Annotated in this window: 1 rRNA gene; it reads right to left on the bottom strand. The window is 51.8% G+C overall.

The annotated features are described in order from the left end of the window. Positions 1 to 25: 25 nt before the first annotated feature. A 16S ribosomal RNA gene (locus tag HMPREF3142_RS11020) occupies positions 26 to 587 on the bottom strand; the annotation flags it as partial.

Genomic DNA, 587 nt, shown 5'->3' with positions numbered 1-587 from the left:
CACTACAAAGGCAGGTTCTTTAAGGTAAGGAGGTGATCCAACCGCAGGTTCCCCTACGGTTACCTTGTTACGACTTCACCCCAGTCATGAATCACAAAGTGGTAAGCGCCCTCCCGAAGGTTAAGCTACCTACTTCTTTTGCAACCCACTCCCATGGTGTGACGGGCGGTGTGTACAAGGCCCGGGAACGTATTCACCGTAGCATTCTGATCTACGATTACTAGCGATTCCGACTTCATGGAGTCGAGTTGCAGACTCCAATCCGGACTACGACATACTTTATGAGGTCCGCTTGCTCTCGCGAGGTCGCTTCTCTTTGTATATGCCATTGTAGCACGTGTGTAGCCCTGGTCGTAAGGGCCATGATGACTTGACGTCATCCCCACCTTCCTCCAGTTTATCACTGGCAGTCTCCTTTGAGTTCCCGGCCTAACCGCTGGCAACAAAGGATAAGGGTTGCGCTCGTTGCGGGACTTAACCCAACATTTCACAACACGAGCTGACGACAGCCATGCAGCACCTGTCTCACAGTTCCCGAAGGCACCAATCCATCTCTGCAAAGTTCTGTGGATGTCAAGACCAGGTAA

Source organism: Klebsiella sp. HMSC16C06, from assembly GCF_001808325.1.
In the GTDB taxonomy this organism is placed as follows: domain Bacteria; phylum Pseudomonadota; class Gammaproteobacteria; order Enterobacterales; family Enterobacteriaceae; genus Klebsiella; species Klebsiella variicola.
Note: the sequence above shows the minus strand (reverse complement) of the source record. Positions and strands in the feature narration are given on the sequence as shown.